The organism is Ideonella sp. (genome assembly GCF_041287625.1).
GTDB lineage: Bacteria > Pseudomonadota > Gammaproteobacteria > Burkholderiales > Burkholderiaceae_C > Ideonella.
In genome coordinates this window covers 60,858-84,037 of record NZ_JBGGNH010000070.1, presented here as the reverse complement: position 1 = coordinate 84,037, position 23,180 = coordinate 60,858, and the positions used below count along the sequence as shown (strand labels likewise).

Here is a 23,180-nt window from a genome sequence, read left to right as displayed (position 1 = left end):
GGGTTGCGCAGCCGCCCTGGGGCGGCCCGGCGCCGGCTGCTTTCGGAGATGGGCCAGGGCATGCTGTAGCCATCCTGGTCTCGCAATGGCCGTTCCCTACAATCCGAACATGCCTGATCCCCTGACCGCCTTGAGCGACCTGGTGCTGCCTGCAGCCACCGCCCGTTTTGTCCTGCTGGCCAACCATGTGCTCACCGCCGCGCCGGTGGCGCCGGCCCGCCTGAAGGCGCATGCCGGCCGTGTGCTGCGGGTCGAGGTCGAGAACTGGCGCGGCCCCTTGCCGCCACCGCCGGCCCTGACGTTGCGGGTCAGCCCGGCCGGCCTGCTGGAAGCGCGGGAAGAGGGCACCGGAGCGGCCTTGCCCGACCTGCGCCTGCGGGTCGACGCTTCGAAGCCGTTTGCCGCCGCCACCAAGCTGGCGCAGGGCGAACTGCCGCCGCTGCAGATCGAAGGCGACGTGGCGTTTGCCGCCGATGTGAACTGGGTGATTGCCAACGTGCGCTGGGACATTGCCGCCGACCTGGAAAAAGTCGTCGGCCCGACGCTGGCCGAAGGCCTGTCACGCGCCGGCACGCAGGTGCTGGGCGCCGCCCGCCAAGTGGCGCAAGGCGTGGCCAGTGTGCTGCGCCGGCCCTGAGCGGCGGGCGCGTCCAGATGCGGTATTTCGCCCGGCTGGTTTTCATTGTCGTCACGCTGCTGCGGCATGGCGTGGACGAATTGGTGCTGTCCGGCTTTCGCCATCGCTGGATCCGCAGCCTGTCGTGGGTCGTCACGCTGGGCCGCAATTTCGATCAGCCGCGTGGCCAGCGCCTGAGGCTGGCACTCGAATCGCTGGGGCCGATCTTCATCAAGTTCGGCCAGGTCCTGTCGACCCGGCCGGACCTGGTGCCGCCGGACATCACACGCGAACTCTCGCTGCTGCAGGACCGCGTGCCACCGTTCCCGGCCTCGCAGGCGCGGGCTTTCGTCGAAGCTGCGCTGGAGAAGCCGATCGAGGCGATCTTCCGCCACTTCGAGGCGGAGCCGGTGGCCAGCGCGTCCATCGCGCAGGTGCACTTCGCTACGCTGCACGACGGCCGCGAGGTCGCGGTCAAGGTGCTGCGCCCCGGCATGCGCGCGGTGATCGATGACGACCTGGCGCTGCTGCACACGCTGGCACGCTGGGTCGAGCGGCTGTCGGCCGACGGCAAGCGCCTGCGGCCGCGCGAGGTGGTGGCCGAGTTCGACATGTACCTGCATGACGAGCTGGATCTCGTGCGCGAAGCGGCCAACGCCGCGCAGCTGCGCCGCAACATGGCCGACCTGCCGCTGATCATGGTGCCCGAGATGCACTGGGACTGGTGCACCTCGACGGTGATCGTGATGGAGCGCATGCACGGCGTGCCCATCAGCCAGATCGCGCGGCTGCGCGAGGCCGGCGTGGACATCAAGAAGCTGGCGCGCGATGGCGTGACCATCTTCTTCACCCAGGTCTTCCGCGACGGGTTTTTCCATGCCGACATGCACCCCGGCAACATCCAGGTCAGCCTGGCGCCTGCCACTTTCGGCCGCTACGTGGCGCTGGATTTCGGCATCGTGGGAACGCTGACCGAGGTCGACAAGGAATACCTGGCGCAGAACTTCATCGCTTTTTTTCGCCGCGACTACAAGCGTGTGGCCGAGCTGCACGTGGAGTCCGGCTGGGTGCCGCCGGGCACGCGCATCGAGCAGCTGGAGCAGGCCATCCGCGCGACCTGCGAGCCGCAGTTCGACCGGCCGCTGAAGGAGATCTCGCTGGGCCAGGTGCTGATGCGGCTGTTCCAGACCTCGCGCCGCTTCAACGTCGAGATCCAGCCGCAATTGGTGCTGTTGCAGAAGACGCTGCTGAATGTCGAAGGCCTGGGCCGCGAACTGGACCCGGACCTGGACCTGTGGTCCACCGCCAAGCCTTTCCTGGAGCGCTGGATGAACGAGCAGGTCGGCTGGCGCGCGATCTGGCGCCGGCTCAAGGACGAGGCGCCGCTGTATGCCAAGCTGCTGCCCGAGCTGCCGCGGCTGCTGCACCACCGCCTGGCCGCGCCGCAGCAGCAGGACGCGCCGCTTCTGGCCGCGCTGCTGCGCGAGCAGCGCCGCACCAACCGGCTGCTGTCCATGCTGCTGTGGAGCGGCGCGGGTTTCCTGGGCGGCGTGGTGCTGGCCCGCTGGCTGTTGCACTACGGCTTTTATTGAAGGCGGCGTTTCGCTTTCACGTCAGCTTCGCCTGACAAGCAGACCCGCTGACGGACTACCCGCAGGCGCCCAGGGGTGACGTGCAATGCATGCAACACCACTCCTCACCAGGGACGCCAAGATGCTAGGCACCATCCTCCTCGTTGTATTGATCCTGCTGCTGCTCGGCGCACTCCCGACCTGGCCGCACAGCCGCGGCTGGGGCTACTACCCCAGCGGTGGCCTGGGCTTGGTCGTGATCATCCTGATCGTGCTGCTGCTGATGGGCAGGATATAGCGCTCAACCCATGAAAAACGCCACCCGAGGGTGGCGATTTGCTGTGTGGCGCGACCGGCTACTTGCCAGCCTTGAAGCGCGTGAACAACCGGGTCTGCACGCGGCGGATGTCCTGCGGCACACTGTCGGGCGCCGTCATCTTGGCCATGTCGGTCGGACTGAGGAAGACGCTGGGATTGTCGGCCACCTCCTTCTTGACGAACTTCAGCGAGGCCTTGTTCGGGTTCGCGTAGAAGACCTGGTTGGTCAGCGAAGCGTGCACTTCCGGACGCAGGATGTAGTTGATGAAGACCTGCGCATTCTTCGGATGCGGCGCGTCGGCCGGGATGGCCATCGAGTCGAAGAACAGCGTGGAGCCCTTGGGCGGGATCAGGGCCTGCAGGTTGACCTTGTTCTTGGCTTCCAGCGCACGCGACCTGGCGATGTTGATGTCGCCCGAATAACCCATCACCACGCACAGCGCGCCCTGGGACATCTCCTCGATGTAGCCCGAGGACGAGAAGCGCGTCACGTAGGGGCGGATCTTCATCAGCATCTCGCCCGCGGCCTTGTAGTCGTCGGGCGTGCGGCTGTAACCGGGCTTGCCCGCGTACAGCATGGCCACCGGCAGCACTTCCGAGGCCGAGTCCAGGAAGTTGATGCCGCAGCTTTTCAGCTTGCTGGCGTACTGCGGGTCGAACACTAGCGACCAGGGGTTCTCCGGCATCGGCGTGCTGCCCAGCGCGGCCTTGACCTTGTCGACGTTGATGCCCACCGTCACAAAGCCCCACAGCCAGTCGACCAGGTACTGGTTGCCCGGGTCCACGCTTTCCATCTGCTTGAGCAGCGCCGGGTCCAGGTTGGACCAGTTGGGCAGCAGGCTGCGGTCCAGCTTGCGGAAAAGGCCTGCCTCGATCTGCTGCTTGGCGAAGTGCGCGCTGGGCACGACGATGTCGTAGCCGGTCTTGCCGGTCACCAGCTTGGCATGCAGGATCTCGTTGTTGTCGTAGTTGTCGTAGCGGACCTTGATGCCGGTTTCCTTCTCGAAATTGGCAATCGTGTCGGGTGCGATGTAGTCCGACCAGTTGTAGATGTTCAGGACCTTGGGCTCGTCGGCGGCCTGGGCTGCCGACAAGGCGGCCAGGCTGCTGCAGAGGACGGCCAGCGCCGCCGGCCACAAGCGGTTCCACACCATGCGCTTCACATCGTTCTCCTTGGGTGTCGGGTTCAGGGAATTCAGGGGTCAGGGGCGACGCGCGCAGACTGCACGGCCACGGTCCATTCAATTCTAGGATGGCAGCTGCGCTCCGTATAATCACGGGTTTTCGCTTTCTGAATCAAAGATTTAGCCATGCCGATCTACGCCTATCGCTGCGCAGCCTGTGGCCATTCGCGTGATGTCCTGCAAAAGATGTCCGACGCCCAACTGACGGTCTGCCCGGCCTGCGGTGCCGAACAGTTCCAGAAGCAGGTGACCGCTGCCGGTTTCCAGCTCAAGGGCTCGGGCTGGTACGCAACCGATTTCCGCGGCGGCAACAGCGGTGCACCGGCGCCCGCGGCCGCTGGCACGCCAGCCGCACCTGCGGCCGGGGACAGCTCATCTGGCAGCCCCTCTTCCGGGGGCGGCGAATCTTCCAGTGGTGGTGGCACTTCGGCCAGCGCCTCTTCTCCGTCCACTGCCTGCGGCGGCTCCTGCGCTTGCCACTGAAACCGACCCATTCGTGAAAAAGTACCTCCTCGCCGGCCTGCTGACCTGGCTTCCCATTGCCGTCACCCTCTGGGTGTTGCTGTGGGTTCAAGGCCTGCTGGACGGCATGTTCAAAGGCCTGCTGCGTCCGGTGCAGGCCCTGGTCTCGAAGGAGGCCGCGGACGGCCTGGCAGGCTTCAGCCAGTTGCCCGGCGTGGGTGCGCTGGTGATGGTGCTGCTGCTGCTGCTCACCGGCGTGTTCGTCGCGAACATCTTCGGCCAGTGGTGGCTGCGCCAGTGGGACATGCTGATGGGCCGCATTCCCATCGTCAAGTCCATCTACAGCTCGGTCAAGCAGGTTTCCGACACGCTGTTCTCCAGCAGCGGCAATGCCTTCCGCGAAGCGGTGCTGGTGCGCTACCCGCACGGCGAGTCGTGGACCATCGCCTTTGTCACCGGCCGCCCCGGCGGCGAGGTGGCCGAGCACCTGGCGGGCGAACATGTCAGCCTCTACGTGCCGACCACGCCGAACCCGACCTCGGGCTTCTTCCTGATCATGCCGCGTGCCTCGGTGCGACCGCTCAGCATGAGCGTGGACGAGGCCTTGAAATACATCATCTCGATGGGCGTGGTTGCGCCCCCGGCCGGCCTGCTGCCGTCGCCGGAGGGGGCCGACCCCAATCGGGTGGGCTGAACGCGCCCAGACGCCCCGCGTTCAGTCCTGAGGGTTGATCACCCCACCCAGGCCGACCCAAGCTTTTCCCCTCACGGTCCCTGGCGCATCCGGCGCCGAGGTCGACCGCTTCCCGAATACCGACGCACAGGAGTGCACTGATGAGAACCGAATACTGCGGCAAGGTCAGCGAAGCGCTGATGGGCCAGACCGTGACGCTGATGGGCTGGGCGCATCGCCGCCGCGACCATGGTGGCGTGATCTTCATCGAACTGCGTGACCGCGAAGGCCACGTGCAGATCGTCTGCGACCCGGATCGCCCGGAGATGTTCAAGACGGCCGAGCTGGTGCGCAACGAGTTTTGCCTGAAGGTCGTGGGCCTGGTGCGTGCCCGTCCGGCCGACAAGGAAAACACCAACCTCGCCAGCGGCAAGATCGAGATCCTCTGCCATGAACTGGAAGTGCTGAACGCCTCGGTCACGCCGCCGTTCCAGCTCGACGACGAGAACCTCAGCGAGACCGTGCGCCTGACGCACCGGGTGCTGGACCTGCGCCGCCCGCAGATGCAGAAGAACCTGATGCTGCGCTACCGCGTGGCGATGGAAGTGCGCAAGTTCCTCGACGCCAACGGCTTCGTCGACATCGAAACCCCGATGCTGACCAAGTCCACGCCCGAAGGCGCGCGCGACTACCTGGTGCCCAGCCGCGTCCACGACGGCCACTTCTTCGCGCTGCCGCAGTCGCCCCAGCTGTTCAAGCAGCTGCTGATGGTGGCCGGTTTCGACCGCTACTACCAGATCACCAAGTGCTTCCGCGACGAGGACCTGCGCGCTGACCGCCAGCCCGAATTCACGCAGATCGACATCGAGACCTCGTTCCTGGACGAGGAAGAGATCCGCGGCATGTTCGAGGGCATGATCCGCACCGTCTTCCGCAACGCGATGAACGTGGAGCTGCCGGTCTACCCGGTGATGACCTACGCCGACGCGATGTTCAAGTACGGCTCGGACAAGCCGGACCTGCGCGTGAAGCTGCAGTTCACCGAGCTGACCGAGGTCATGAAGGACGTGGACTTCAAGGTCTTCTCGACCCCGGCCACGACCAAGGGCGGCCGCGTGGTGGCGCTGAAGGTGCCGGGCGGCGGCGAGATGAGCCGCGGCGAGATCGACGGCTACACCGAGTTCGTCAAGATCTACGGCGCCAAGGGCCTGGCTTGGATCAAGGTCAACGACGTGGCCAAGGGCCGCGAAGGCCTGCAGTCGCCGGTGGTCAAGAACCTGCACGACGCTGCGATCGCCGAGATCCTGGCGCGCACCGGTGCCTGCAACGGCGACCTGATCTTCTTCGGTGCCGACAAGGCCAAGGTGGTCAACGATGCCATCGGCGCGCTGCGCGTGAAGATCGGCCACAGCGACTTCGGCCGCAGCAAGGGCTTGTTCGAGGACAAGTGGGCACCGCTGTGGGTGGTGGACTTCCCGATGTTCGAGTACGACGAAGGCGAAGGCCGCTGGAACGCGACCCATCACCCGTTCACCTCGCCGAAGGACGGCCATGAGAACCTGATGGACACCGATCCGGGCGCCTGCATCGCCAAGGCCTACGACATGGTGCTCAACGGCTGGGAACTGGGCGGCGGCTCGGTGCGGATCCACCGCGCCGAGATCCAGAGCAAGGTTTTCAGCGCGCTGAACATCAGCAAGGAAGACGCCCAGGTCAAGTTCGGCTTCCTGCTGGACGCGCTGCAGTACGGCGCGCCACCGCACGGCGGCCTGGCCTTCGGCCTGGATCGCCTGATCACGCTGATGACCAAGGCCGAATCCATCCGCGACGTGATCGCCTTCCCGAAGACCCAGCGTGCCCAATGCCTGCTGACCGGCGCCCCGTCACTGGTCGACGAGAAGCAGCTGCGCGAACTGCACATCCGGCTGCGCAACGCGCAAGCGGCGGTCTGAGACCGCCGTCGCGTTGACCAAAGGAAAAGGGCCCTCGGGCCCTTTTTCAATTTCAGATGCGTGGCCTGATCACTGGAACGGCTTGATCAGCGCAGTCTTGCCCAAGGCCAAGGCGTCGAAGTAGCTGCGAGTGAGGGCCGGGAAGTGCGGCGAGTCGTCCCAATCACGTTCCACCTGCACCACCGCCTCGACTGGCTGATAGCTCTCCAGTGTGTTGTCGCTGAGGTTGACGACATACGCGGCGCCGGTCAGCACGCCCTCCGGGTCTCGCAGGGGCCTGTAGTCAGCGTAAGCACGGCGCACACCAAGCGACGTCACCTCGATCACCGCCAGCTTGTCCACGCCGTGGCTTGCTTTGAGGCCGCGGAAGTCGCGCAATGCGCTTGCGGGCTGGCGGCCGGTGAATGCAGGCAGCTGCCCGAGGTCCAGCGCCGCGTCCATCACGCGCACCTGCATGCCTTTGGCCTCCAACAGTCGCGCGATCTCGACCTTGGCCTGGGTGAGGTCCTCGGCCGTCAAGGGCTGCATGTGGTTCGTGAGGCTCAGATGCGTCGTCGCGGCGGCGGCCATGCAGTCCGTGCATGCAGCGCCGGGGAATTCGGTGGTGATCTTGGGCAGCACCACCATCACGATGCCAATCTTGGTGCCAGGCGTGGCGGTGAAGCTGCCCGTTGGGGTGAACAGGGGAGAGGTCGGCGCAATGCCGCAGGCTGCGAGGCAGATGGATGCCGTCAGCGCGGCGAGGAAGGAAAGTCTCATGGGATGACGGCGGTTCAGGCGGGCGGGACCGCTTTGATCCTAGTCGTCGTTCGTGTCATTTCGCTGCACGAGTCACCCTTCTCCTGTGCGCCGTGTAGGCCCCGTCCGGCACGCGGCGGGCGCTGGTCGCGCTAGCATCGCCCCATGACCGAAGCAGTCCATGAAGCGGTGGCGCCTCGGCCCGCCAAGATCCCGGAGTCGGTGCTGGTGGTGATCCACACTGCGGCGCTGGACGTTTTGCTGATGGAGCGTGCAGATGCGCCCGGCTTTTGGCAGAGCGTGACCGGCTCCAAGGACGGCCTGGACGAACCGCTGGACGTGACCTGTGCCCGCGAAGTGGCGGAGGAGACCGGCATCGTGATCGGCGCTGGCGGCGTGCCGGCCAGTGCGCTGCACGACTGGGACCTGGCCAATGTCTACGAGATCTACCCGCGCTGGCGCCATCGCTATGCCGAAGGCGTGACGCACAACACCGAGCATGTGTTCGGGCTTTGCGTGCCGGCCGGGACCGCGGTGCGACTGGCGCCCCGTGAGCACACGGCTTACGCTTGGCTGCCTTGGCGCGAGGCGGCAGACCGCTGCTTCTCGCCGTCAAACGCCGAAGCCATCCTGCAACTCCCCAACTTCCCCGAGATCCGATGACACCACCGGTGCAAGCCCATTCGTTCCGCTCGTCCGCATTCGCCAGCAGCTACGCACCGGGCAGCACGCTGGGCGGGCCGCTGCGCGTGGCGACCTACAACATCCACAAGGGTGTGCGCGGCATGGGGCCGACGAAGCGGCTGGAGATCCACAACCTCGGGCTGGGCATCGAGTCGCTGGACGCGGACCTGGTGTTCCTGCAGGAGGTGCGCCTGTTCCACGCCCGCGAGTCGCGGCAGTTCCAGCGCACCCATGGCGGCTGGCCGGAGCAGGGGCAGGCCGAATTCCTGGCACCTGACGGTTACGGTGCGGCGTATCACACCAACTGCGTGACTCGCCACGGCGAGCATGGCAACGCGCTGCTGTCGCGCTGGCCCATGGGCAACATTGGCCACCACGATGTGTCGGACCACCGTTTCGAACAACGCGGCCTGCTGCACGTGCCGGTGAAGTGGCAGGGCATGGAGGTGCACGCAGTCGTCGCGCACTTCGGGCTGATCCATTCCAGCCGGCTGCGCCAGGTGCAGCGGCTGGCGGCCTTCATCGAGCAGACCGTGCCGGCCGGTGCGCCGCTGCTGGTCGCCGGTGACTTCAACGACTGGGGCGAGCGGCTGGACGGGCCCATGCAGGCCATGGGCCTGCAGCGCGCGACGCCGCCGCAGGCCACGAACACGCCGACCTTCCCGTCACGCGTGCCGGTGTTCGCGCTGGACCGGGTCTACATGCGCGGCTTTCGCTGCGTGCGCACCACCGTGCCGCGCGGCAGTGCCTGGGCCCGCATGTCCGATCACCTGCCGTTGCTGGCGGAACTGGAGCCTGCCTGATGGCCGTGCAGCCGGCCGCGTCGGTCCCCGATGAAGCGCCCGCATCCGACGGCTTCCAGTTTCCCGGTGCCTGGTACACCCAGTCCAAGCCCGTTTTCCTCAGTGGCAACGAGGTGGCGCTGCTGCGCGGCGGCGACGAGTTGTTTCCCGCGATGGTGCGCGCCATCGAGCAGGCGCTGCACGAGGTCTGGCTGGCGACCTACATCTTCCATGACGACCCCGCCTCCGAGGCCGTGGCCAAGGCGTTGATCGCGGCTGCCCGGCGCGGTGTGCGGGTCAGGGTGGTGGTGGACGGCTTTGGCAGCAGCCACAGCCTGACGACGGTCAAGCGCTGGTTCAGCGACAACGCTGTGGACCTGGCGGTCTTCCGGCCGCTGACGCGCTGGTGGAACTGGCTGCAGCCGGGCCAGCTGCGGCGGCTGCACCAGAAGCTGTGCGTGGTGGACGGCACGCGCGCATTTGTCGGTGGCATCAATGTGATCGACGATCGCAACGACCTGCACCATGGCTTCAGCGATGCGCCGCGGCTGGACTTCGCGGTGGCGCTGCACGGCCCGGTGGTCGCGCCCATCGAGCAGACCGTGCGCGCGGTGTGGACCCGCGCCACCTTCGGCCGCGATTGGCGCAAGGAAACGCTGCAGCTCGCCCGCAGCGCCGAGCCGGTGCGGGCCGCGCGCAAGCTGCTGCGGCGCATGCACCTGCTGCCGGCCACGCCGCCACCCTTGGCCGACGACACGCCGGTGGTCGCAGCCTTCGTGGTGCGCGACAACCTGCGCCAGCGCCGCACCATCGAGCGCTGCATGATCGATGCGATCCGCATGGCGAATGCCCGCGTCCAGCTGGTGACGCCGTACTTCTATCCCGGCCGCAGTTTCAGGCGCGCACTGATCAAGGCCGCGCGGCGTGGCGTTCAGGTCCGCCTGCTGTTGCAGGGCAAGCTGGACTACCGGTTGGCCGGACTGGCGGCGCGTGTCATGTACGACGAGTTGCTGACCGCGGGCGTCGAGGTCTACGAATACACCCCCGCTTTCCTGCATGCCAAGGCGGCAGTGGCCGACGATGAATGGGCCACGGTCGGCAGTTCCAACGTCGACCCGCTGTCCCTGCTGCTGAACCTGGAAGCCAACATCGTTGTGCGCGACACCGGCTTTGCCGCCGCCCTCAGCGAGGAACTGGACCAGGCCATGGCCGTGTCCAGCCGCATCCTCGTCGCCCCGCTGCGCACCGGCCTCAGCGCGATGCTGGGCCGCGGCCTGGTGGCCTGGCTGGCGCATTGGTACCTGCGGCTGGCGGGGTCCAGCGAGCGGTACTGACTCTGGCGCCGCGGGTCAGCCCAGGCGGATGTGCTGCGGCTGTGGCCCGAACCGGTTGTCGCCCTTCATGCCGGGCAGCAGGCCGTTGACCACCAGCAGCCACAGGAAGCCGACCACGGGGACCAGGGCCACGAGCACCCACCAGGCGCTGCGGTCGCGGTCGTGCCAGCGCTTGGCGGACACGGCGAAGGCCGGCCAGGCCAGCAGCAGATTGACCAGGCCCTCGACCCGTTCGCCGCGGAAGCCAGCGATGTTCAACAGTGCGGCCAGCACGACGCCCAGCGCCGCCAGTCCCAGCATGCCGCCCCAGAAGCCGCGGCGCGAGATGCGGCCTTTTGCACTGAAGAACAGCTGGCCTGGCGGCATGGCCTCGGCAATCGGCGGCACGGCCTCGGCGGCGAGCAGGTCCTGCCGGATTTGCTTGCCGCTTGGCGAGACTGCGCCGCGGCTTTCGGGCAGGCCATGGGCGCCGAGCGGCGAGGCGTAGGGGGCGGAGCTGCTGGACATGCTGCAAGTATTCCACGCTTGCCGGCGGCGCGAGGGCTGCTGCGTGGCATTGCGGATGGTGCGGCGCGCGGCGGCATCGCAGAATCCAGCGGTCCCTTGCGCTCTTCGCGGCGCGAGCAGTCGCAGCGAATCGGTGGGAGGTTTGCATGAGATCCGGAGCGCCGAACCAGGCCGATGTCGATGCCGTGGCCGCCGCCTGCTGGCAAGCCGCCACCGAGCCGATGGCGGTGGTTGACGAGCATGGCAAGCTGCTGCAGGTGAACCTGGCACTGGCGCAGGCGCTGGACAGGCCGGTTGAAGCGCTGGCTGGCCAGGCGCTGGCCGATTGGCTGGCGCAACCTGGGCAGTCTTTGGACCCGCTGCTGGCCATGCCGGGCGGCGCGGCCTTGCCGTTGGCGGTGCCGGCCTTGCCGCTGCGCGGTCCCTCGGGCCCGGTGCTGACCGGCCCTTTGCAGGCCGGCCCCTGGGCGATCCGCGAAGGCGGCTGGATGCGTTGCCTCAGCTGGCCCGGCGGCAGTGCCGCGGCCGACTGGGCGGTGCTGCGGCAAAGCGAACAGCACTTCCGGTTGTTCACCCAGGCGACAGGCGATGCCATCTGGCTCAGCCGGCCGGGTGAGCGGCGCACGCTGTATGTCAGCCCGGCCTTCTGGCGCATGTGGGGCCAGGAATGCCGGCCGGACCTGGCGGACTGCCATGCCGTGTGGCTGGCCGGCATCCACGCCGAGGACCGGGACCAGGTCGCGGCCGACTTTGTGGCCGCTGCGACGACGGGCCAATACGAGACAGAGTACCGGGTGCTGCGGCCGGACGGCTCGATGATCTGGGTGCGCGACCACGCCTACCCGGTGCGCGACGCGACCGGCCAGATGACCCACATGGCGGGCCTGATCGAAGACATCACCGCGGCGCACGAAGCCCAGCAGCAGCAGCGCCAGCGGCTGGCGGCCGAGGCCCAGTTGCTGCGCCTGGTGGCCACCGCGCCGGGTGTGCTGATGACCTACCGCCGCGCCGCGGACGGCATGGTCAGCGTGCAATTGGCCAACCCCAAGGTGGCAGAGGCCTACGGCCTGAGTGCTGGCACGAGCGCGGGCGCGCACGACCCGCGCGACGTCATCGTGCCGGAGGATCGCGAGCGATTGCGCCAGTCCATGGAGGCCTCGGCGCAAAGCATGGCGCGTTGCCGGGAGGAGTTCCGGGTGCGGCATCCGCAGCGCGGCCTGCTGTGGGTCGAGATGCATGTCACGCCGGTCACCGAGGCAGACGGCGCGATCGCCTGGCACGGTTTCCTGCACGAGGTCACGGCGCGCAAGCAGGTCGAGGAGCAAGTCCTGCGCACCAACGCCGAACTGGAAGCCCGCGTGGCCGAGCGGACTGCCGAGCTGGAGGCGCGGCACCGGGAGATGGAGGCGTTTTCGTATTCCGTCTCGCACGACCTGAAGGCCCCGCTGCGCGGCATCGACGGCTACAGCCGGCTGCTGCTGACCGACCATGCCGACAAGCTGGACGAGGAGGGCCGGTTTTTCGTCGACACCATCCGCAAGGCCACCGTGCACATGGGCCAGTTGATCGACGACCTGCTGGCCTACTCACGTGTCGAACGCAGCCGGCCCACGCTGAGCAGCATCGACCCGGCCGCGGTCATCAACCGCCTGGTGGGCGAATACCAACGCGAGCTGGACCAGGGCCAAGTCACGCTGGAACAGGACTTGAGCTGCACCCGGGCCACCGGCGAGCGCGAGGGCCTGACGATGGCCGTGCGCAACCTGCTGGACAACGCGCTGAAGTTCACGCAAGGGCAGGCGGAGCGCCGCATCCGGCTGCGCTGCGCCGAACATGAAGGCCGCTGCCGCATCGAGGTGCGGGACAACGGCTCGGGCTTCGACATGCGCTATGCCGAGCGCATCTTCGAGATCTTCCAGCGCCTGCACCGCGCCGAGGACTACCCCGGCACCGGCGTGGGCCTGGCCATCGTGCGCAAGGCGGTCGAGCGCATGCAGGGCCGGGTCTGGGCCGAGAGCGTGACTGGTCAAGGTGCGCACTTTTTCATCGAGCTGCCGCTCTGATGCCGGTGCCCACCCTGCTGCCAGCCAGGGCTTGGCTGTATTCTCAGGTTTTCCAACCTGGGCCCTGGGGCCGGAGCATGGGCAATGAGCGGTAACCGGCCTATCCTGCTGGTCGAGGACAACCCGATGGACGTCGACCTGACGCGCCGGGCCTTTGCCAAGCGGCACATTGCCAACCCGCTTGCCGTTGCCCGCGATGGCGAAGAGGCACTGGATTGGCTGCCCCGCTGGGAAGCCGGCGAGCCGCTGCCGGTGGTCATCCTGCTGGACCTGAAGCTGCCGCGCGTCTCGGGGCTGGAGGTGCTGCGCCAGTTCAAGGCCCACCCGCTTTGTTCGCGCATCCCGGTCGTCGTGCTGACCACCTCGCGCGAGGATGCCGACGTGGCCACCGCCTACGGCCTGGGCGTCAACTCGTACATCGTCAAGCCGGTCGAGTTCGAGAAGTTCATCGAAGTCGCCGCGCAGATCGACCTGTACTGGTGCGTGCTGAATCAAAACTGAGCCAGGAAGTCCGGTCGCGCATGAAGGTGCTTTATGTCGAAGACAACGCGCAGGACGCCGACCTGACGCGCCGCAGCCTGGCCCGCAGCGCGCCGCATCTGCAGCTCACCACCGCGGGTGACCTGGCCAGCGCCCGCCGCCTGCTGGACGAAGGCGAGCTGCCGGACATGCTGCTGCTCGACATGCGCTTGCCCGATGGCAACGGCCTGGAGCTGCTGCAGCGCGTGCGCGAGCGCAACCTGCCGCTGGCTGTCGTGATGCTGACCGGCTCGGGCGACGAGGCCACCGTGGTCGCCGCCTTGCGCGGCGGGGCCGATGACTACATCGTCAAGCAGGGTGCCTACCTGGACCGCCTGCCGCTGCTGCTGCAGGTCGCCTGGACCCGGTTCCGCTTTGCCAGCGACCAGCGCGCCAAGCCCATCCGCGTGCTCTACGCCGAGCGCAGCGCCACCGACGTGGACCTGCTGGCCCGCCACCTGATGCGCTTCGCGCCGCACATCCTGGTTTCGGCCGTCAGCACCGGCGAGCAGGTCATTGCGCGCCTGGATGCGGGCGGCCCCGAGATGCCGCAAGTGCTGCTGCTGGACTTCCAGCTGCCGGGCATGAACGCGTTGGAACTGGTCAAGCTGCTGCGCCAGGAGCGCGACCTGGACCTGCCCATCCTCATCATCACCGGCCATGGCGACGAGGACAGTGCGATCCAGACCCTGAAGCTCGGCGCCACCGACTACCTGGTCAAGCAAGACGACATGTTGCGCCGGCTGCCGATGGCCATCGAGAGCGCGCATTTCCGGGTGCAGCTGGAGCGCGAGCGCGGCGCGCTGCGCGACAGCGAGGCCCGCTTCCAGCAGATGGCCAGCGCCATTGGCGACACCTTCTGGCTGGCCGACCCACAGCGCCGCAGCGTGCTCTACGTCAGCCCCGGTTTCGAGCGCATCTGGGGCGAGCCGCCCACCGCGCTGCAGCAAGACTGGATGGCTTGGCAGCGCGTGGTGCATCCGGACGACCTGGGCATGGTGACGAAGGCGCTGGCCGCCGCGGTGGACGGCCATTTCTCGCTTGAATGCCGCATCCTGCGGCCCGACGGCCAGCTGCGCCACATCGCCATGCGCGGCTACCCGGCCAACGACGAGTCGGGCCAGCCCTTCCGCCGTGCCGGCGTGGTGCAGGACATCACCGAGCGCAAGCAGCAGGAAGCGCGCATCCAGCATCTGGCGTATCACGATGCATTGACCGGCCTGCCCAACCGCAGCCTGCTGATGGACCGCCTCGCGCTGGCGCTGGCCCATGCGCAACGCCAGCGCGGCCAGATGGCGCTGCTGTTCCTGGACCTGGATCGGTTCAAGACCATCAACGACACGCTGGGCCACCTGGTCGGCGACGAGATGCTCAAGTGCGTGGCCGAACGGCTGCGCGCGGTGCTGCGCGAGGACGACACCGTCGCCCGCCTCGGTGGCGACGAATTTGTCATCGTGCTGCCGGACATCGAGGACCTGGCCGATCCGGCGCACGTCGCCGAGAAGCTGATGGCCTCGCTGTCGCGCCCGTTCCAGATCGACGGCCACGAGCTGCACGTCACCTGCAGCCTGGGCGTGAGCCTGTTCCCGCGCGATGGCGACGATGCCGAGACGTTGCTGAAGTTCGCCGACACCGCGCTTTACAAGGCCAAGGGCGCTGGCCGCAACGACTACCGCTTCTTCAGCCCCGAGATGGACGCCCGCGCGCACGACAAGCTGCGCCTGGAAAACGACCTGCGCCGCGCCATCGAGCGCCACGAACTGCTGCTGCACTACCAGCCGCAGATGGACCTGTTGACGGGCAGGGTGCGCGGCGTCGAAGCGCTGGTGCGCTGGCTGCACCCGCGCGAAGGCCTGATCCCGCCGAACGACTTCATCCCGCTGGCCGAGGAAACCGGCTTGATCCTGGACATTGGCGACTGGGTGCTCAACGAAGCCTGCCAGCAGCTGCGCCGCTGGCGCGAGCAAGGACAGCTGGGTCTGCTGCTGGCCGTCAACCTCTCGGCCCGCCAGCTGCAGCGCCCCGGGCTGGACCTCAGCGTGGCCCGCGCCTTGGCTGCCAGCGGCGTGCCGGCGAACCGCCTGGAGCTGGAGATCACCGAGTCCAGCGTGATGCAGGACCCTGAGCAGGCGCTGGCGCTGTTGCGCCGGCTGCACCAGATGGGCGTGCTGTTCGCCATCGACGACTTCGGCACCGGCTACACCAACTTCGCCTACCTGAAGCAGCTGCCGCTGCAGGCCCTGAAGATCGACCGCAGCTTCATCCAGGGCATCTCGCAGGCCGGTGGCGACGACGCCGCGATTGCCGAAGCCATCATCGCCATGTCGCGCAAGATGAACCTGCGCGTGGTCGCCGAGGGCGTCGAGAACGCCGAGCAGCAGGCCCGGCTGCAATCGCTCGGCTGCGATGGCATCCAGGGCTACCTGCTGGCCCGGCCGATGCCCGCCGAAGCCATGATGGCCTGGCTGGCCGGCCATGCGGCCAACCACGCGGCTGCAGACGACCCGGCTGCCACGGAACCCGCATCCCTTTGAAGGTTCGAGACCGTCATCCCATGCGGACGAACCAATCGCGCTGGCGGTGCTCCAATCGGCCATGCTCCGCATTGGCCTGATCTCCGACACCCACGGTTTGCTGCGCCCCGAGGCGCTGTCCTTCCTGCGCGGCAGCGACCACATCGTGCACGCCGGCGACATCTGCGACCCGTCGGTGCTGGACCGGCTCGCCACCATCGCACCGGTCACGGCCGTGCGCGGCAACAACGACCGCGGTGCCTGGGCCGAGGCCTTGCGCACCGTCGAGTACCTCACGCTCGGCGGCGTGACGATGGCCGTGGTGCACGACCTGCCCGACCTCGACGTGGACCCGCAAGCCGCCGGGCTGCGCGCAGTCATCTCCGGCCACTCGCACCAGCCGACGATGGCTGAGCGCGACGGCGTGCTCTACCTGAACCCCGGCAGCGCCGGGCCGCGGCGCTTCAAGCTGCCTGTCTCGGTGGGCGAACTGCAGATCAGCGGGGACGCCGTGAGCGGCAAGCTGGTCGAACTCATGAGCTGATCGCAGCAGCGTCGCCCACCCGCCGCCGGCCTCAGTTCCACAGCTCCTCCATCGCGCTGACAAAGCCGGAGGTGATCGCATCGCTGCCGGGCATCTGGTGCTCGCGCAGCTTCCATTGGCCGGCGACCATCACGTCGCGCCAGGGCAGGGTGGGGCTGGAGAAGATCAGGGCGTCCAGGCTGCGGGCGGCGGGGATGCCGGCGAGGCTGGTGTCGCGTGGGTCGGCGACCAGCAGGTCGGCCCGGGCGCCGGGCGTGAAGCCCCAGAGGGGAAAGCCTGCCGCCAGGCGGCCACCGTCGAGCACGCCGCGCCACAGCCGCTCTGCCGTCGACGGCTGGCCGCGTTCGGGGGCGGCCGCCACGTTGCGCTGGCGCAGGCCCAGGCGCTGCCCGTATTCCAGCCAGCGCAGCTCTTCACGCCAGCAGCGGCTGACATGGCTGTCCGAGCCCAGCGAGATCGGCACCTCGGCCTGCAGCCAGCCGGCCAGGTCGGTCAGGCCGTCGCCCAGGTTGCCTTCGGTGCTGGGGCAGATCACCACGGCCGAGCCGCTGTAGGCCACGGTCATGATCTCGGCCTGGTTGATGTGCGTGGCATGCACCAGCTGCCAGCGCGCGTCCAGCAGGCCTTCGCTGGCCAGGTATTCGACCGGGCGGCGGCCGGTGGCCTGGAGACAGTCCTGGACCTCGGCGGTCTGTTCGGCGACATGGATGTGCACCGGGCCGACAGTCTGCTCGGCCATCTTGGCCAGCGTGTGCAGCGAGGCCGGGCGAGCGGCGCGCAGCGAGTGGATGGCCAGGCCTGCGTTCAGGCAGGCATGGGTGCGCTCCTGCACCGACTGGTGCGCGGCCAGCACGCCTTCGGCATGCAGGCGGAAGCGCTGCTGGTCGGGTCGCAGCATGGGCTGGTCGAAGCCGGCGCGCTCGTACAGCACCGGCAGCACCGTCAGGCCGATGCCGACCTCGGCGGCCGCTTCGATCAGCGACTGGGTCATCGCCATCGGCGCGCCATAGGGCTTGCCGCCAGGCGCGTGGTGCAGGTAGTGGAACTCGCAGACCTGCGTGTAGCCGCCGCGCAGCAACTCGGCATAGAGCTGGGTGGCGACCGCGCGCAGCTGGTCCGGCGTGATCTTGCCGGCCACGCGGTACATGCGGTCGCGCCAGCTCCAGAAGTTGTCGGCCGCGGCCTCGCGGCGCTCCGCCAGGCCTGCGAAGGCACGCTGGAAGGCATGGCTGTGGCCGTTGACCAGGCCGGGCAGCGTGAGGCCGGCCAGGCGCTCGGCGTCTGCCGGGCAAGGCTGGCCAGGGACCACGCGGGACCAGCGGCCGTGCGCGTCCACCTCCAGCAGCACTTCCTCGCGCCAGCCTTCGGGGAGCCAGGCGCGTGGCGCCCAGAAGCGGCGAGCGGAGGGGCTTGTTGTGCCGCCGCTCATGCCTGGCTTTCTCCGGCTTGCGGCTGCCAGGCCAACAGCGTGTCCATCATCTGGCGCAGCAGCGGCATGGCGCCCGCGGCTCGCTCGGGCGACCAGTTGAAGGGCGGCTGTTCGTCCATGTAGCAGCACCAGCACATTTCCAGCTGCACCGCATGCCAGCCGCGCGCGGGCTGGCCGTAGTGGCGGGTGATGTAGCCGCCCTTGAAGCGGCCGTCGACCACCTGCGTGAAGTCTTGCTGCGCGGCCAGCAACTGGCCCAACGTGTCGCGCATCGACGGGGCGCAGCTCGCGCCGTTGGCGGTGCCCAGGTTCAGGTCCGGCAACCGGCCCTCAAACAGCCAGGGCAGCTGCGAGCGGATGCTGTGGCCATCGAACAGCACGGCGTGGCCATGCTCGGCCCGCAGCCGCGCGAGTTCGGCCGAGAGCGCGTCGTGGTACGGCTGCCAGTAGGTGGCGCGGCGCTGCTGGACTTCGATGGCGTCAGGCGCCTGCCCTTCGAGGTACAGCGCTTCGCCGGTGAAAAAGCGCGTGGGGCACAGCTCGGTATTGTTGGCGCCGGGGTACATCGGCGTGTTGTCGGGCGGCCGGTTCAGGTCGATCACGTAGCGTGAGTGGCGCGGCACGATGAGGCTGGCGCCGAGTTCGCGCACGAAGTCGTAGAGCTTGTCGAGGTGCCAGTCGGTGTCTTCGACGGTGGCCGCGTGCGGGTGCATGCGGGCCAGCAGGTCGGCGGGAATGTGCTGGCCTGCATGCGGCACGCTGACCAGCAAGGGGCGCGTGCCGCGGTGCAGGGTGTAAATCTCGTCCATCAGGTCTCCGACATCGGACCGGGCTGCCGCTGCAAGGCGTGGGGCAGTGCTCGGCACTTTTTTCAAAACTCGGGGGCGGGGGCGATCCGCGCCAGGTCGGCGGCATCGGGCACGCCCGCATGGACCCGCAACTGGCAAGGCCTGTGCCCGAACGGGTAGGCCAGCTCGTTCGGGTGGTCCACGGCCCAGTGCACGAAGTCGGCCTGCCGGCCGGCACTCAGCTGGCCATGGCTGTGGCCCAGGCCCAGCGCCTGCGCGGCATGGCGCGTCATGCCGGCCAGGGCTTCCTCGGGTGTGAGGCGGAACAGCGTGCAGGCCATGTTCAGCATCAAGAGCGGCGACAGCGTGGGCGACGAGCCGGGGTTGTGGTCGGTGGCAATCGCCATCGGCACGCCGGCCTCGCGCAAGGCGCCCACTGGCGGCAGCTGCTTCTCGCGCAGGAAATAGAAGGCGCCGGGCAGCAGCATCGCCACCGTGCCGCTGGCGGCCAGGGCCTGCACGCCGGCCGGGCTGAGGTATTCGAGGTGGTCGCAGCTCAGCGCGCGGTACTGCGCGGCCATCACGCTGCCGCCGCAGTCGCTGAGCTGCTCGGCATGCAGCTTGACCGGCAGGTCCAGCGCGCGCGCCGCGTCGAACACGCGCTGCATCTGGCTGGCCGAGAAGGCGATGTTTTCGCAAAAGCCGTCGACCGCGTCGACCAGGCCCTCGGCATGCCAGCGCGGCAGCCAGTCGATGATGGCGGCGATGTAGGCGTCCGGCCGGCCCTCGAACTCGGGCGGCAGCGCGTGCGCGGCCAGCGCGCTGGTGCGCACCGTCAGCGGCAGGCGCTGGCCCACGCGCCGGGCCACGCGCAGGCAACGCGCCTCGTGGTGTTCGCTCAGGCCGTAGCCGCTCTTGATCTCCAGCGTTGTCACGCCTTCGGCCATCAGCACGCTGGCCCGTTGGAGTGCGCAGCGCAGCAGCTCGTCGTCGGTCGCCGCGCGGGTGGCGGCGACGGTTGAGCGGATGCCGCCGCCGGCTCGCGCGATCTCTTCGTAGGTCGCGCCTTGCAAGCGCAACTCGAATTCGCGCGCCCGGTGGCCGCCGTAGACGAGATGGGTGTGCGCGTCGATCAGCCCCGGCGTCAGCACGCCGCCTGGGAGTTCGATCTCGTCGTCGGTGCGCAGGCCTGCGGGCAATTCGGTTGCCGATCCGACCCACGCGATGCGCGCGCCTTCGGTCAGCAGCGCGCCGTCTTCGATCCAGCCCCAGGGCTTGCCCGGGGCCATCGTGGCCAGACTGGCACCCCGCCACAGGGTGCGGGGGGCGTCGGCTCGGGAGGGCAGGAAATCGGCGGGCATGGGGTCAATTCTCCAGGGCGATCCACCAGGCGCGTGGCAGGCGTGCGGCAGGCTTGAGTTGCCAGCGTTCGGTCAGCGCTGCGGGATCCTGGCCATCGACCCATCCGGCAGCTTGCCATGCCAGGCTCATGGCCGGCAGCGCGAGGGTGTCAGCAGGTGTGAGCAGGGTGCAGGCCTCGGCGCAGAACAGGCCGCGCCAGCGCAGTGTGCGCTGACCCGCTTCGGCTTGCCACGGACCTTCTGCTGGCCACAGGCGTCCACTGGCGGGTGTTTTCAGCATCAGGTTCAGGTCACGCGTGGCGCTGCCCAGCAGCGTGCAGCCGGGCGGCTGGCCGCCGTCAAAGGCATGGGGCGCGTCGCCAGGCCGCAGGTCGATTGGCTGGCCGCCGTGGTCCAGGCGCACGCCGTCGCCACTCAGCACCAGGAACCAGCGTGCAATGCCAGGGAAGGCCGAGAACGGGCCGTCGCGTTCGATGTCGGCCACGCTGAGGCGCAGCTGCCAGTCCGCTGCGCCCGGCCATGCGGCGAACTCGCGCGTCACGCCACCGCCGTTGCGCCACGGCTGAGCTGGCACTTCGTCGAAGCGCACCAGTTGCAAGCGGGGGGAGGTCGTGATCACGGTGCGAACTGGCCGGTGAGCTGGTAGAGCCGGCCGGGGTGCACGAGGCGCGCCAGCGTGATGGCTGCGTCGCGCGTGAAGGTGCGGCGCACCATGATCAGGCAGGCGTCGGTGGCGGCCAGGTTCAGCAGGCCGGCTTCCTGCGCGGTGGCATGGCCGGCCTCGATCGAATATTGGGCGCGCCAGAGGGCCGTGACCTCGAACAGGTACTGCGTGGGCGTGCTGTGCTGGAAGTCCTGCGCCAGGTAGTGCGGCGCGCAGGCCGGATTCACGTAGCGGTCCTCGCACTGCAGCGGCACGCCGTTTTCCAGGTGCACGATCAGGCTGTGGAACACCGTGTCGCCCTCGTTCAAGCCCAGCTGCGCCGCCAGTGCCGCGCCAGCGGGTTCGGGCTCCTGCAGGTGCACGACAGCCTCGTGCCGGTGGCCGCGCTCGGCAATCTCGTCCTGCAGGTTGCGCAGCGTCAGCGTGGCCGAGACTTTGTGCAGCTGCGCGGCAAACGTGCCTACGCCCTGCACCCGCTCGATCAGGCCTTCGTTCTGCAACTCCTTCAGCGCCCGGTTCACCGTCATGCGGCTCACGCCGAAACGCGCCACCAGCTCGGCCTCCGAAGGCATCAGCACGCCCGGTGCCCAGTCGCCCGCGGCCAGACGGTCCTTCAGGTACTGCTTGACCTGGGCATAAGGCGCCAAGCCGGTTCGGGGCAAAGTGGACATGGCTGCATGCTACTTGCGCCGCCTTGTCTAGACAAGTAGGATGCGCTCGTTCGTTCATCCTTGTTTGACTTCATCCGCCCTTTGCTGGAGCTGCCATGCCCGACCTGAGCTCGCCTTCCGCTGCCACCATCGCCGGACCGCGTCCGGTCAAGGCGCCTACCGGCACCACGCTGCACTGCCAGAACTGGCTGATCGAAGCGGCCTACCGCATGGTGCAGAACAACCTGGACCCGGAAGTGGCCGAGAACCCGGACGCACTGGTGGTCTACGGCGGCATCGGCAAGGCGGCACGCGACTGGGCCTCGCTGGAGCAGATCCTCGCGACGCTGCGCACCTTGAAGCCGGATGAATCGCTGCTGATCCAGAGCGGCAAGCCGGTCGGCGTGTTCCGCACCCATGAAGACGCGCCGCGCGTTTTGATCGCCAACTCGAACCTGGTACCCAAGTGGGCCACCTGGGAACACTTTCACGAGCTGGACCGCAAGGGCCTGATGATGTACGGCCAGATGACGGCCGGCAGCTGGATCTACATCGGCAGCCAGGGCATCGTGCAGGGCACTTACGAGACCTTCGTCGAAGCGGCGCGTCAGCACTTCGACGGCAAGGCGCAAGGTCGCTGGATCTTGACCGCCGGCCTCGGCGGCATGGGTGGCGCGCAGCCTCTGGCCGCGAGCTTCGCCGGCTTCTCGTCGCTGACCATCGAGTGCCAGCAAAGCCGCATCGACTTCCGCCTGCGCAGCCGTTACCTGGACGAGCAGGCCACTGACCTGGACGACGCGCTGGCCCGCATGGCGAAGTACGCGGCCGAAGGCAAGGCCATCTCGGTCGGCCTGCTGGGCAATGCTGCCGACGTGCTGCCCGAGCTGGTCAAGCGCGTCAAGGCCGGTGGCGTGAAGCCGGACCTGGTGACCGACCAGACCTCGGCGCACGACCTGGTCAACGGCTACCTGCCGGTGGGCTGGTCGGTCGAGCAATGGCGCGCCGCGCAAGCCGATGCCGGCCAGCACACCAGGCTGCGCGACGCCGCGGCACAAGGCTGCGCAGTGCACGTGCAGGCCATGCTGGACTTCCAGGCCATGGGCATCGCCACCGTGGACTATGGCAACAACATCCGCCAGGTCGCCTTCGACCAAGGCGTGACAAACGCCTTCGACTTCCCAGGCTTCGTGCCGGCCTACATTCGCCCGCTGTTCTGCCGCGGCAAGGGCCCGTTCCGGTGGGTGGCGCTGTCGGGCGACCCGGAAGACATCCGCAAGACGGACGCCAAGATGAAGGAGTTGTTCCCCGACGACGAAGGCCTGCACCGCTGGCTGGACATGGCCGGCGAGCGCATCGCGTTCCAGGGCCTGCCGGCGCGCATCTGCTGGATAGGACTGGGCGACCGCGACCGCGCGGGCCTGGCCTTCAACGAGATGGTGCGCAGCGGCGAGCTGAAGGCGCCCATCGTGATCGGCCGCGATCACCTGGACAGCGGCTCGGTCGCCTCGCCCAACCGCGAGACCGAAAGCATGATGGACGGCTCGGATGCCGTGTCCGACTGGCCGCTGCTGAACGCGTTGCTCAGCACCGCCGGCGGCGCCACCTGGGTCAGCCTGCACCACGGCGGCGGCGTCGGCATGGGCTACTCGCAGCATGCCGGCGTGGTGATCGTCTGCGACGGCACCGAAGCCGCCGACAAGCGCATTGCCCGCGTGCTGTGGAACGACCCGGCCACCGGCGTGATGCGCCATGCCGACGCCGGCTACGAGATCGCCCGCCAATGCGCCCGCGAGCACCAACTGAACCTGCCGATGCTGGGCTGAACCGA

At 68.3% G+C, this 23,180-nt stretch carries 22 protein-coding genes; 14 read left to right on the top strand and 8 right to left on the bottom strand.

Going from position 1 to position 23,180, the window contains the following annotated elements:
* Positions 1-109: 109 nt before the first annotated feature.
* The 3 genes from ACAH41_RS26260 to ACAH41_RS26250 all read left to right on the top strand — a co-directional run bounded on the left by ACAH41_RS26260 (position 110) and on the right by ACAH41_RS26250 (position 2,485).
* Positions 110-637 (top strand): hypothetical protein, encoded by a 528-nt coding sequence (locus tag ACAH41_RS26260; protein ID WP_325654792.1) that lies wholly within the window; start codon positions 110-112, stop codon positions 635-637.
* A 17-nt stretch (positions 638-654) separates the two neighbouring features.
* Positions 655-2,208, top strand: coding sequence for a ubiquinone biosynthesis regulatory protein kinase UbiB (ubiB, locus tag ACAH41_RS26255; protein ID WP_325654786.1), 1,554 nt, complete (start codon positions 655-657; stop codon positions 2,206-2,208).
* A 121-nt stretch (positions 2,209-2,329) separates the two neighbouring features.
* On the top strand, positions 2,330-2,485 hold the full coding sequence (locus ACAH41_RS26250; protein WP_325654785.1) for a DUF3309 family protein: 156 nt from the start codon (positions 2,330-2,332) through the stop codon (positions 2,483-2,485).
* Positions 2,486-2,543: 58 nt separating this feature from the next.
* Here ACAH41_RS26250 and ACAH41_RS26245 read toward each other — a convergent pair whose 3' ends face one another.
* Positions 2,544-3,659, bottom strand: a complete 1,116-nt coding sequence (locus ACAH41_RS26245) for a polyamine ABC transporter substrate-binding protein (protein ID WP_325654851.1) — start codon at positions 3,657-3,659, stop codon at positions 2,544-2,546.
* A 156-nt stretch (positions 3,660-3,815) separates the two neighbouring features.
* On the opposite strand from ACAH41_RS26245, the gene ACAH41_RS26240 reads away from it, so the two are divergent.
* The 3 genes from ACAH41_RS26240 (at position 3,816) to aspS (ending at position 6,776) form a co-directional block, all read left to right on the top strand.
* On the top strand, positions 3,816-4,172 hold the full coding sequence (locus ACAH41_RS26240) for an FmdB family zinc ribbon protein (protein WP_325654784.1): 357 nt from the start codon (positions 3,816-3,818) through the stop codon (positions 4,170-4,172).
* Between the two features lie 13 nt (positions 4,173-4,185).
* Positions 4,186-4,845, top strand: a complete 660-nt coding sequence (locus tag ACAH41_RS26235) for a DUF502 domain-containing protein (RefSeq protein ID WP_325654783.1) — start codon at positions 4,186-4,188, stop codon at positions 4,843-4,845.
* Between the two features lie 140 nt (positions 4,846-4,985).
* A complete protein-coding gene (gene aspS / locus ACAH41_RS26230) occupies positions 4,986-6,776 on the top strand; it encodes an aspartate--tRNA ligase (RefSeq protein ID WP_370538663.1) in 1,791 nt (596 codons plus the stop codon).
* Positions 6,777-6,845: 69 nt separating this feature from the next.
* On the opposite strand, the gene ACAH41_RS26225 is transcribed toward aspS, so the two are convergent.
* Positions 6,846-7,535 carry a hypothetical protein gene (locus ACAH41_RS26225; protein ID WP_370538662.1) on the bottom strand — a complete coding sequence of 230 codons (690 nt, stop codon included), beginning with the start codon at positions 7,533-7,535 and terminating at the stop codon, positions 6,846-6,848.
* 144 nt (positions 7,536-7,679) lie between these two features.
* On the opposite strand from ACAH41_RS26225, the gene nudB reads away from it, so the two are divergent.
* Genes nudB through clsB form a run of 3 tightly spaced genes read left to right on the top strand, consistent with a single transcriptional unit; the run spans position 7,680 to position 10,314 of the window.
* A complete protein-coding gene (gene nudB, locus ACAH41_RS26220; RefSeq protein ID WP_370538661.1) occupies positions 7,680-8,177 on the top strand; it encodes a dihydroneopterin triphosphate diphosphatase in 498 nt (165 codons plus the stop codon).
* Positions 8,174-9,001, top strand: a complete 828-nt coding sequence (locus ACAH41_RS26215) for an endonuclease/exonuclease/phosphatase family protein (RefSeq protein WP_370538660.1) — start codon at positions 8,174-8,176, stop codon at positions 8,999-9,001. Before nudB ends, ACAH41_RS26215 begins: the two co-directional genes overlap by 4 nt.
* Complete coding sequence (gene clsB / locus ACAH41_RS26210) at positions 9,001-10,314, top strand: cardiolipin synthase ClsB (RefSeq protein WP_370538659.1); 1,314 nt, start codon at positions 9,001-9,003, stop codon at positions 10,312-10,314. Before ACAH41_RS26215 ends, clsB begins: the two co-directional genes overlap by 1 nt.
* Before the next feature lie 15 nt (positions 10,315-10,329).
* Here the strand turns inward: clsB and ACAH41_RS26205 are convergent, their stop codons facing one another.
* Positions 10,330-10,821: a DUF805 domain-containing protein gene (locus tag ACAH41_RS26205; RefSeq protein WP_370538658.1), complete on the bottom strand. Its 492-nt coding sequence runs from the start codon at positions 10,819-10,821 to the stop codon at positions 10,330-10,332.
* A 146-nt stretch (positions 10,822-10,967) separates the two neighbouring features.
* On the opposite strand from ACAH41_RS26205, the gene ACAH41_RS26200 reads away from it, so the two are divergent.
* The 4 genes from ACAH41_RS26200 (at position 10,968) to ACAH41_RS26185 (ending at position 16,460) form a co-directional block, all read left to right on the top strand.
* Complete coding sequence (locus tag ACAH41_RS26200; RefSeq protein ID WP_370538657.1) at positions 10,968-12,884, top strand: PAS domain-containing protein; 1,917 nt, start codon at positions 10,968-10,970, stop codon at positions 12,882-12,884.
* Between the two features lie 84 nt (positions 12,885-12,968).
* Positions 12,969-13,385, top strand: a complete 417-nt coding sequence (locus tag ACAH41_RS26195; protein WP_370538656.1) for a response regulator — start codon at positions 12,969-12,971, stop codon at positions 13,383-13,385.
* A gap of 20 nt (positions 13,386-13,405) precedes the next feature.
* Complete coding sequence (locus ACAH41_RS26190; RefSeq protein ID WP_370538655.1) at positions 13,406-15,937, top strand: EAL domain-containing protein; 2,532 nt, start codon at positions 13,406-13,408, stop codon at positions 15,935-15,937.
* Between the two features lie 61 nt (positions 15,938-15,998).
* Positions 15,999-16,460 (top strand): metallophosphoesterase family protein, encoded by a 462-nt coding sequence (locus tag ACAH41_RS26185; RefSeq protein WP_370538654.1) that lies wholly within the window; start codon positions 15,999-16,001, stop codon positions 16,458-16,460.
* A gap of 31 nt (positions 16,461-16,491) precedes the next feature.
* Here the strand turns inward: ACAH41_RS26185 and ACAH41_RS26180 are convergent, their stop codons facing one another.
* From ACAH41_RS26180 to hutC, 5 genes are all read right to left on the bottom strand, one after another.
* Complete coding sequence (locus ACAH41_RS26180; protein WP_370538653.1) at positions 16,492-17,889, bottom strand: formimidoylglutamate deiminase; 1,398 nt, start codon at positions 17,887-17,889, stop codon at positions 16,492-16,494.
* Positions 17,886-18,698, bottom strand: a complete 813-nt coding sequence (gene hutG / locus ACAH41_RS26175) for an N-formylglutamate deformylase (protein ID WP_370538652.1) — start codon at positions 18,696-18,698, stop codon at positions 17,886-17,888. Before hutG ends, ACAH41_RS26180 begins: the two co-directional genes overlap by 4 nt.
* A gap of 62 nt (positions 18,699-18,760) precedes the next feature.
* Positions 18,761-20,038 carry an imidazolonepropionase gene (hutI, locus tag ACAH41_RS26170; RefSeq protein ID WP_370538651.1) on the bottom strand — a complete coding sequence of 426 codons (1,278 nt, stop codon included), beginning with the start codon at positions 20,036-20,038 and terminating at the stop codon, positions 18,761-18,763.
* A gap of 4 nt (positions 20,039-20,042) precedes the next feature.
* Complete coding sequence (locus ACAH41_RS26165) at positions 20,043-20,657, bottom strand: HutD family protein (protein WP_370538650.1); 615 nt, start codon at positions 20,655-20,657, stop codon at positions 20,043-20,045.
* A complete protein-coding gene (gene hutC / locus ACAH41_RS26160; RefSeq protein ID WP_370538649.1) occupies positions 20,654-21,373 on the bottom strand; it encodes a histidine utilization repressor in 720 nt (239 codons plus the stop codon). The genes ACAH41_RS26165 and hutC overlap by 4 nt, the downstream gene beginning before the upstream one ends.
* Before the next feature lie 95 nt (positions 21,374-21,468).
* Here hutC and hutU point away from each other — a divergent pair, with 95 nt between their 5' ends.
* Complete coding sequence (gene hutU / locus ACAH41_RS26155; protein ID WP_370538648.1) at positions 21,469-23,175, top strand: urocanate hydratase; 1,707 nt, start codon at positions 21,469-21,471, stop codon at positions 23,173-23,175.
* The last annotated feature ends 5 nt before the right edge of the window (positions 23,176-23,180 follow it).